Source organism: Robertmurraya sp., from assembly GCF_036676585.1.
Taxonomy (GTDB): Bacteria; Bacillota; Bacilli; order Bacillales; family Cytobacillaceae; genus Robertmurraya_A.
Window position 1 is genome coordinate 1 of record NZ_JAKFCQ010000007.1, and the last position, 9,604, is coordinate 9,604.

Below are 9,604 nucleotides of genomic sequence, written 5' to 3' on the forward strand. Positions count from 1 at the left end.
GAATGGATCGCACGCCCTATTTCTTATTTTCTTTAGTTAGGAGTTCATACGACGATGAGAATTCGCTTTGGCTATGTATCGACTGCCCTTTCTCTTTGGGAGGCATCGCCTGCAAGAGCCTTGACCTTTACCCGGTATAAGCAGCTTCCCGCTTCCGAACGCGAGGAAAAACTAATGGCTGTTACTGGTGAAAATATATTTAATACGTTACGAATGGTATCCTACAACGTGGCTCACGGCATTCAAGTGTATCGCTTATCCAGTTCCATCGCCCCTCTTTCTACTCACCCAGAGGTGAACTGGGATTTTGTCACACCGTTTCGAAAGGAGTGGAAGGAGCTTGGCGATTTAATTCGCAGACATCAGATGCGTGTAAGCTTCCACCCTAACCAGTACACTTTGTTCACCTCTCCACGTGAAGAAGTAACAAAGAATGCGGTGATTGATATGGACTATCATTACAGAATGCTCGAAGCGATGGGAGTGGAAAAAGACGGGGTCCTGAATATTCATGTCGGAGGAGCCTACGGGGATAAAACACAGTCACTGGAACGCTTTCACGAAAATATTCAAACACTCCCCTCCCATATTAAAGAGGTCACCACATTAGAAAATGATGATAAAACATATACCACCGAGGAGACACTTTCTGTATGTCGTAAAGAAGGCATTCGTCTTGTCTTTGATTATCATCATCATATGGCCAATTTGAGTGAAGAGCCTCTGGATACCTTGCTCCCAAAAGTATTTCAAACGTGGGAAGGTCGCTCTTTAAAACCCAAAATCCATATTTCTTCCCCAAAGTCGGAAAAAATGTATCGAGCACATGCTGACTTTGTTGATTTGGAATATATCATGCCCCTGATCGAGCTTCTCCGTTCTATGAATGCCGATGTCGACTTTATGATTGAAGCTAAGGCGAAGGATATGGCATGCCTCAAACTTGTAGAAGACATTAGCCGCATTCGGGGTGTGAAACGAGTGGGCGGTGCAGAGATTGAATGGAAATGATCCATCTGTAGGTTCAAGAGGATCTGCACTTATCGGTTGGGGGATCAGGTTAAGCAGCCGAGCTGATAAATAGACGGAGAAATTCCGCTTAATTATTAATTATAATTAAGAAAAGCGTAAATAGACGGAGAGATTCCGCCTATTGGCTCGAAAAATCCGAAAAGGGGAGATTTTGCTTTGCATAAGCGGAAAAACTCCCCTTATTTACCCCGAAACGAACTCCATTCTGCATTTAACCGAAAATTCTCCGCTTATTTGATTAGGACAATACATCTTATTTTAAAAGGGATATTCCAAATAAAGAAACTCGCCAATTACTATAGCGAGTTTCGATGCCCATACGGCTGTCATGGTCGGCACGTATACTAAGAAAAGCATTCTACTTATTTTCCGAAACTTTGCAGCCATGGAGTTAACTGCTCAAACACTTTAAAGCCTAAATAAATACCTACAATCCCAGTGATACCCGCTAAAGCAGGTGGAGCCGGAATAGGCAGACGAAAGAGTGCAAAAATAAACCCGACGAAAAAACCCGTTACTAACGATAGCAGGACAAGCTTCATAGTACCCCTCCAAAAATCAATCGTATACTTTAAAGCATTCCCCACAATGCCCCTTTATACTTCGATTTTCGCTCTTCTTGATTGCTCAATAATCTCAGCGATCTTATTTGTTGCCTCTAAAACCGAATCACTGCAAACGAAGATTTCCGGGTTTTCATAGTCCCCTACTTTATTTCCGTAGCGAGGGTCATAGTAATGCTCCATTAATAGCTTGATAAGTGGCATATAATCTCTTTCTTCCACACATCTTAGTAGCTCTGTTTGAATATCGAATGATTTTATTCTCTTAATAATCATCTTCAAAGCAAGTTCAACACGTTCATGAAAAGCATCCGAATGCTCATAAGGTTTCACGTATTGCTCATAAATACGCTCCATCCGTTTTTCGATAGAGGAATAAACAGTGATATGAAGTCCCTTCAGTTTTTTCTCTGTTAACTCTGGCGGCTGCACAGCATGTCCAATGCGTTTGCTCTCTCCTTCCATAATGAAATATGGAGAGCCTTTGAGCTTCTTTAAATCTTCAAAAAGAAGAGCATCAAACATCTTTTGGTTATGCGGTGTTTCCCCACCAATCGAGCCAAATACCGAGCCTTTATGATTCGCGTACTTCTCTAAATCGAGCACTGGATATCCTGCCGTATTTAAATGCTGAAGAATCTCTGTTTTTCCTGTTCCTGTCATCCCGGTAATGACCACAGATTCAGCAGGAATTAAGTCAGAGATATGCTCTATCACATGCTCACGATAGGCACGGTAGCCCCCCTCGATTCTTCTCACATGAAGCCCCGCGAGCGTGGCAAACGTGGCAACGGATTGGCTTCTCATTCCACCTCTCCAGCAGTACACCATTGGTTCGCGACCAGATTCTTCAATCTCTTGAATTCGCGCAAGCATATCAGGAATTTTCGGACTAACAATCTCCATTGCCTTCCACTTGGCTTCCTTCTGTCCTTCTTGCTTATAAATGGTTCCAATCAATGCCCGCTCTTCATTTGTAAAAAGAGGAATATTGACCGATCCAGGTATATGGCTATCATCGAATTCACCTGGTGACCGAACATCGATCGTCGTATAGCGCTCTTTATTTTCTAAAAACTTTTCAACTGAACAGTCTCTAATCATGTCTTCCTCCACCTTTAAGTTTCAAAAGAGGCTCCCACTCCGGAAGCCTCTCACTTGTTACATTTTTTCAGGAGCGGAAACTCCGATTAATTTCAGTGCATTCTTTAACGTCGTTTGCACAGCTTTAATTAATGAAAGGCGTGCCTTTGTGCGCTCCACGTTTTCCGCATCCAACACTTTTTCCGCATTGTAAAAGCTGTGGAAAGTTGAAGCAAGCTCATAAATATAGTTTGTCACTCGGTGTGGCATGCGCTTCTCGGCTGCTTCTGCCACCGCTAGAGGAAACTCACCAAGCTTTTTAAGCACTTCAATTTCCTTCTCAGCGCCGATTAAAGAGAAATCAGCGTTCGAATCATACGTGAACCCATTCTCTTCCCCTTGGCGAAGGATGCTGCAAATACGAGCATGTGCGTATTGAGCATAGTATACTGGATTTTCATTGGATTGTGATACCGCTAAATCAAGATCAAAGTCCATATGCGTATCCGCACTTCTCATCGCAAAGAAGTAACGAGTCGCATCTAAGCCTACCTCTTCGACTAGATCACGCATCGTAACAGCTTTCCCTGTACGCTTACTCATCTTCATCTTTTCACCATTTTTGTATAGGTGAACAAGCTGGATAATTTCAACCTCAAGTACATCTTTTCCATATCCTAACGCTTCGATCGCTGCTTTCATTCTAGGAATATATCCGTGGTGATCCGCACCCCAAATATTGATAAGCTTTTCAAAGCCACGATCAAGCTTATTTTTATGATAAGCGATGTCAGGTGTTAAGTAGGTGTAAGAACCATCCTGCTTAATAAGCACGCGGTCTTTGTCATCTCCTAGATCTGTTGAGCGGAACCAAGTCGCTCCATCTTCTTCGTAAATATAGCCATTTTCACGAAGCTTGTCTAAAGCTACATCAATTTTTCCATCTCCATAAAGAGATGTTTCTGAGTACCATACATCAAATGGAACGCGGAAGTCCTCAAGATCCTGCTTCAGCTTGGCCATTTCCTCCTTTAACCCGTAGCTACGGAAAAAGTCAAAGCGCTCTTTCTCATCAGTATTGACGAACTTGTCGCCATACTCTTCAGCCAAACGCTTACCGATTCCAATAATATCTTCACCGTGGTATCCATCAGCCGGCATGTCTTTTTCCATACCAAGCGCTTGGAAGTAACGAGCTTCTACCGATAAAGCAAGGTTATTGATTTGGTTTCCTGCATCGTTAATATAGTATTCACGCGATACATCGTAACCAGCTTTTGCTAACACATTACAAAGAGAATCCCCAACTGCCGCTCCACGAGCATGTCCAAGGTGAAGGTCCCCTGTTGGGTTCGCAGACACAAACTCAACTTGAATTTTTTGTCCGTTTCCAACCGTGGTTTCTCCGTACTTTTCACCAGCCGTAAGAATCGTCGGAATTAAGTCTGTTAAGTAATTATTGTTCATGTAAAAATTGATAAATCCAGGTCCAGCGATATCAATTTTTTCAATCGATGCCTTTGATTGATCAAAGTTTGCCACAAGCGCCTCCGCAATCGCACGCGGTGCTTTCTTTGCCACTCTCGCTAACTGCATCGCCATATTGGTAGAGTAGTCCCCATTTGCTTTATCCTTTGGCGTTTCAAGAATCACATCTGGAAGCTGCTCCTCTGTTGCTAGCTCTGCTTTTATAACTGCCGCTTTTATTTCCTCTTTAAGCTTCAATTGTACCTGTTCAACGATATTCAACGTTTTTCCTCCTCAAACACGATTTGCAATTTGTATGTACCTGCTTTTGAGCCTTGTATCGAAAGATCGTATAAAACCTCGATCGTTCCTTTACTACTCTCACTGTTCCATCTATGCTGAAGTTCTTTTGTATCTGTAATCATTTGCAGCTCTCCAAACGGAGTCGTATAGCTGCCGCGATGCTTCTTCCTTTCTTCTAGCAGCATTCGCATCTTAATCGAGCCGCTTCTCATAAGAAGAATCACATCATCCGTAAGCTTCATCGTCGTTTTCATCGGCCCCTCTTCTGTACTTTCCTCGTATTGAAGATAGGCGCTCGCATTCTTTACATAGTATCGACCAAAAGTAGTGAGTTCAAAAGTTTCCTTTTCCCCACCATTCTCAATGGACGTATATACCTTAATTTTTACGGGAATTTGATCCGCTGGACTATTCGACAACGGCCATACACTTCCTTTTATCAATGCTTTCTCTATAACTTAATAATTATAAAGATTTTGGAGGGGGAGCGCAAGGTGGTGTTGCTACTATTTGCTGTAGAGGAGCTGTACTTATGACCTTATTGGAGAGGTAGCACCTTGTTATCATGTCATAACTTCGTTTTTATGACGTGTGCAGCCTGATTTTATATCTGTCTAAGGTCATAATATGAACTTTATGACGCATGGGCAATGGTATTTTTCTGTTACAGGTTATAAAGCTAATCTTATGACACTATTAAGTGTTTTTCCTTCTTACTCATGTCATAACTCTCTATTTGGTTTTTTTATTAGTGGCTTTTGTTAATTTCCCCTACAAAAAACACCCGCCAAAACCTGGCAGGTGCACGATTCCATCCTTATTTCACCCATCCAAGAATCATTTCGCGGATGAGTTTGCTTGCTGTGTTTGCTGTTTGTTCTGAGTGGTCGTAAATTGGGGCTACTTCTACTAAGTCTGCTCCCACTACATTAACTTCCGAGCGTGCAATTTCGTGAATGGAAGCTAGTAGCTCTTTAGAAGTGATTCCACCTGCATCAACTGTACCTGTTCCTGGTGCATGCGCAGGGTCAAGAACATCGATATCAATTGTTACATACACAGGACGTCTTGCTAATGTTGGCAATACTTTTTTCAAAGGCTCAAGCACTTCGAACGGAGAAATATGCATGCCAACTTCCTTCGCCCATTGGAACTCTTCCTTCATGCCGCTTCGGATACCAAATGAATACACATTTTGTGGCCCGATTAAATCTGCCACCTTACGAATCGGTGTAGAGTGAGATAATGGCTCTCCCTCATAGTTCTCACGAAGATCTGTGTGTGCATCCATATGTATGATGGCTAAATCCGGATACTTTTTTACCATTGCTTTAAAAACTGGCCAAGAAACTAAATGCTCTCCACCCATGCCAAGCGGGAATTTTCCAGCATCAAGAACCTTGTCCACAAACTCTTCGATCATATCTAAACTGCGTTGTGGATTTCCGAACGGAAGTGGAATATCACCCGCATCATAATATTTCACATCTTCTAGCTCACGGTCTAAGTACAAGCTGTATTCTTCTAATCCAATGGACACTTCACGAATACGCGCTGGACCAAAACGAGATCCTGGTCGGTAACTTACTGTCCAGTCCATCGGCATTCCGTACAATACCGCTTTACTTTCCTCAAAGCTTGGATGGCTTTTAATAAACACATTACCTGAGTATGCTTCATCAAAACGCATAAGTAGTTTTCCTCCTTAATTCACTTATAAGGGGACCAGTTTACACCTTCCGATAGCTGGTGTTACTACGTAACAAAGGCTATCTTCAGGTGTAAACTGTCCTCCTAGACTTTCACATTAAAAAACGGAGAGAAGCTCCCCCCGTCTTATTTATTATTAGCCTTCGATTAAATCTTTAACAAACTTCGGTAGCACAAATGCTGCATTGTGAAGTTCTTTTGTGTAATACTTAGTATCAATATCATGGAAGCGCTCTTCAGCTACTTCAAGTGGATCATGCTTCTTTGATCCTAAAGTGAATGCCCACATTCCGCTTGGGTATGTTGGGATGTTTGCGATGTAAAGGCGAGTGATCGGGAAGATTTCCTTTACGTCTTTTTGTACAGAACGGATTAAGTCCGCTTTGAACCAAGGGTTATCTGATTGTGCAACGAAGATTCCGTCTTCTTTTAACGCCTTAGAAATCCCTGCATAAAATCCTTTTGTAAATAGGTTTACTGCTGGACCAACTGGCTCAGTTGAGTCTACCATGATCACATCGTATACGTTTTCTGCTGTAGCGATGTGCATAAAACCATCATCCACTTTAACTTCTACACGTGGATCGTCTAGCTGTCCTGCAATCTCTGGAAGGTACTTTTTAGAGTACTCAATTACTTTTCCATCGATTTCAACAAGAGTTGCCTTTTTCACGCTTGGGTGCTTAAGCACTTCGCGAATAACTCCTCCGTCTCCGCCACCAACAACCAGTACGTTTTCCGGATTTGGGTGAGTGAATAATGGAATATGAGCAACCATTTCGTGGTATACGAACTCATCTTTAATTGATGTCATTACCATGTCATCTAAAAGAAGCATATTGCCCCATTCTTCTGTTTCTACCATATCTAATTTTTGAAAGTCTGTTTGCTCCGTATGTAATGTACGCTTTACCTTCATTGTGATGCCAAAATTCTCAGTTTGCTTTTCCGTAAACCAAAGTCCCATTTACGCCATCCTTCCTTATTTAAAAAATATCTATCGGTTTCAATACTCATTTTCCTGTATTGTTATTCTTCCCCAAAAAAACTCAAACATGAGAAAAAGTATAGATGAATCTAGCAAAATTGCAAGAAAAAAATTCTTTTTTTAATAGATAGGTGTTTAAAACAGCCTCTTTCTTTTCATACTAGTAAGAAAGATGGGAAAACAGGAAAAATCTATCTGAAGGTGAGGTGTCATCCTTGGAGGTTATTACGGATCAGCGGTTTAGAAGAACGATGAAATACATACGTGCCTTACTCATTCTTGGATCTATCGGTCTTGGTTTACTTGTTTTATTAGTGACCGGTGTTCTTATATACGCCAAGGTGCAGGGCCCTCCTCCTCTCGCCGTGCCTCAATCGTCTCTATATTACTCGGATGATGGGCAGGTAATCGGCGAAAGCAATAATGGTGAAAAGAGATACTGGGTAGGAATCGATGAAATTTCCCCCCATTTAATTGAAGCAACCGTAGCGATTGAGGATCGATCCTTTTATAAGCATAACGGATTTGATTTTAAACGAATTGCTGGTGCTGCTCTTGCTGACCTCAAGGCAATGGCGAAAGTTCAAGGAGCAAGCACGATTAGTCAACAGTATGCACGAAATTTATTTCTCGAGCATGAAAAAACGTGGAAGCGTAAGCTACTAGAAGCACTTTACACGATTCGAATCGAAATGAATTATACGAAAAACGAGATCCTCGAAGGTTACTTAAATACCATCTATTATGGAAAAGGAGCTTACGGCATTCAAGCAGCCAGTCAGTATTATTTAGGAAAAAATGCTGCTGACTTGACTCTAGCTGAGGCCTCTATGCTAGCTGGGATTCCAAAAGGTCCAAGCATCTACTCTCCTCTTATTTCGGAGGAAAATGCAAAGGACCGTCAAAAAATCATTTTGGATTCTATGGTGAAAAGTAAATACATTACCGAAGCTGATGCGAATACGGCTATTGATGAGACGCTATCATTTGTTGGAGAGCATTCCCATGCCGTGACACAAATTGCTCCGTATTTTCAAGATGCCGTTAAGCAAGCATTAAAAAATGACTTAGGTTTGGATGACCGAACGATTGAGCTTGGTGGACTACGTGTGTACACAACACTTGATACCGAGCAGCAGGAGTTAGCAGAGAAAAATGTTTCCACTCATATGGCAAAGGATTCTCAATTGCAGGTAGCACTCGTGTCAATGAATCCGAAAAACGGGTATGTAAAGGCGATGGTAGGCGGAAGAGATTATGTGGAAAGTCCGTTCAACCGTGCCGTTCAAGCTGTTCGTCAACCGGGTTCTACCATCAAGCCGCTTCTCTACTATGCGGCGATTTCACAAGGATTTACGCCCGCATCATTAGTGAGAAGTGAAATGACAACCTTCCGTTTTGACGATAACCGAGCGGAGTATACACCGCATAATTTTAATAATAAGTACGCGGGAAAAGAAATCACAATGGCACAAGCACTCGCCCTTTCCGATAATGTGTATGCGGTTAAAACACATTTATTTTTAGGAGAAGACACACTCGTAAAAACAGCCAAGCAATTTGGAATTACGACTCCTATGGAAAACGTACCATCCTTAGCACTTGGGACAAGTGGGGTAAAGGTTATTGATATGGCAAATGCCTATAGCCTGTTTGCAAACGGTGGAAAAAAAGTGAAGCCGGTTCTTATTAAGAGAGTGGAAGACCATCGTGGGGAAGTCATTTACGAGTATGAAAAGGAAAACGAGCGTGTTCTAAAAGCTGACGCAGCTTTCGTTATGACCCATATGATGACAGGGATGTTTGATAAAAAGCTGGATGGATATTCCAATGTGACCGGCAGCTCAATGATCAATGATATGACCCGAATTTATGCTGGGAAGTCTGGCTCCACTGATTCCGATAGCTGGATGGTCGGTTTTTCTCCTCAGCTAGTTACGGCCGTATGGACAGGTTATGACCAAGGAAATCCGATTGAAATCGTTGCTGAGAAATCGTACGCGAAAAACATTTGGGTCAACTATATGGAGGACGCACTAGCTGATGAGCCGATTAAAAACTTCAAAGCCCCTAAAGGAACAGTTGGAGTATATATCGACCCTGAAAGCGGCCTTTTAGCAACCGATGACTGCCCTGTCAAACGACTCACTTATTTTATCGCAGGAACCGAACCAACCAAGCACTGCATCGATCATCTAGAACATGATGCCGAAAAGCCAACCGAAAAGAAAAAAGAAGAAAAGAAAGAGAAAAAGACATGGTATAAGAGAATTTTTGATTGGAGCTAACAGGTTTTTACCTGAGTTGGCTCCTTTTTTATTTGAAATTGCGGTTTTTCGAGGCCTCTGAGAGGAAAATGGGGATACCTAGTGAATTTTCTTCGGGATATTTGCGATTTAACAGATTTATTTGCGATCTTCAGATTTTATTTGCGATTTCAAAAATTTATTTGCGATTC

Annotated in this window: 8 protein-coding genes; 2 read left to right on the plus strand and 6 right to left on the minus strand. The window is 41.9% G+C overall.

The genetic code is table 11. The features are described from left to right. Positions 1 to 54 precede the first annotated feature (54 nt). Positions 55 to 1,011: a UV DNA damage repair endonuclease UvsE gene (uvsE, locus tag ACGLXV_RS00640; RefSeq protein ID WP_391557070.1), complete on the plus strand. Its 957-nt coding sequence runs from the start codon at positions 55 to 57 to the stop codon at positions 1,009 to 1,011. A gap of 383 nt (positions 1,012 to 1,394) precedes the next feature. On the opposite strand, the gene ACGLXV_RS00645 is transcribed toward uvsE, so the two are convergent. The 6 genes from ACGLXV_RS00645 to speE form a co-directional block, all read right to left on the minus strand. Next, positions 1,395 to 1,574, minus strand: coding sequence for a XapX domain-containing protein (locus ACGLXV_RS00645; RefSeq protein WP_160545886.1), 180 nt, complete (start codon positions 1,572 to 1,574; stop codon positions 1,395 to 1,397). 54 nt (positions 1,575 to 1,628) lie between these two features. Then, the gene (gene mnmH / locus ACGLXV_RS00650; protein ID WP_119710285.1) at positions 1,629 to 2,699 is read right to left on the minus strand and encodes a tRNA 2-selenouridine(34) synthase MnmH; all 1,071 of its coding nucleotides are present in this window, start codon (positions 2,697 to 2,699) and stop codon (positions 1,629 to 1,631) included. 57 nt (positions 2,700 to 2,756) lie between these two features. Further along, complete coding sequence (argS, locus tag ACGLXV_RS00655; RefSeq protein WP_391557071.1) at positions 2,757 to 4,427, minus strand: arginine--tRNA ligase; 1,671 nt, start codon at positions 4,425 to 4,427, stop codon at positions 2,757 to 2,759. Then, a complete protein-coding gene (locus ACGLXV_RS00660) occupies positions 4,424 to 4,867 on the minus strand; it encodes a YwiB family protein (RefSeq protein WP_119710287.1) in 444 nt (147 codons plus the stop codon). Before ACGLXV_RS00660 ends, argS begins: the two co-directional genes overlap by 4 nt. 398 nt (positions 4,868 to 5,265) lie before the next feature. Further along, on the minus strand, positions 5,266 to 6,138 hold the full coding sequence (gene speB, locus ACGLXV_RS00665; RefSeq protein ID WP_391557072.1) for an agmatinase: 873 nt from the start codon (positions 6,136 to 6,138) through the stop codon (positions 5,266 to 5,268). Positions 6,139 to 6,294: 156 nt separating this feature from the next. Beyond that, entirely contained in the window at positions 6,295 to 7,125 is an 831-nt protein-coding gene (speE, locus tag ACGLXV_RS00670) for a polyamine aminopropyltransferase (RefSeq protein ID WP_119710289.1), read from the minus strand. A gap of 236 nt (positions 7,126 to 7,361) precedes the next feature. On the opposite strand from speE, the gene ACGLXV_RS00675 reads away from it, so the two are divergent. Continuing rightward, positions 7,362 to 9,434, plus strand: a complete 2,073-nt coding sequence (locus ACGLXV_RS00675) for a transglycosylase domain-containing protein (protein ID WP_391557073.1) — start codon at positions 7,362 to 7,364, stop codon at positions 9,432 to 9,434. Positions 9,435 to 9,604: the final 170 nt, after the last annotated feature.

Bases quoted from the DNA above. Each gene is read 5' to 3' on its own strand.
- speE (WP_119710289.1), bottom strand. From the start codon at position 7,125: ATGGGACTTTGGTTTACGGAAAAGCAAACTGAGAATTTTGGCATCACA.
- mnmH (WP_119710285.1), bottom strand. From the start codon at position 2,699: ATGATTAGAGACTGTTCAGTTGAAAAGTTTTTAGAAAATAAAGAGCGC.
- speB (WP_391557072.1), bottom strand. From the start codon at position 6,138: ATGCGTTTTGATGAAGCATACTCAGGTAATGTGTTTATTAAAAGCCAT.
- ACGLXV_RS00645 (WP_160545886.1), bottom strand. From the start codon at position 1,574: ATGAAGCTTGTCCTGCTATCGTTAGTAACGGGTTTTTTCGTCGGGTTT.
- uvsE (WP_391557070.1), top strand. From the start codon at position 55: ATGAGAATTCGCTTTGGCTATGTATCGACTGCCCTTTCTCTTTGGGAG.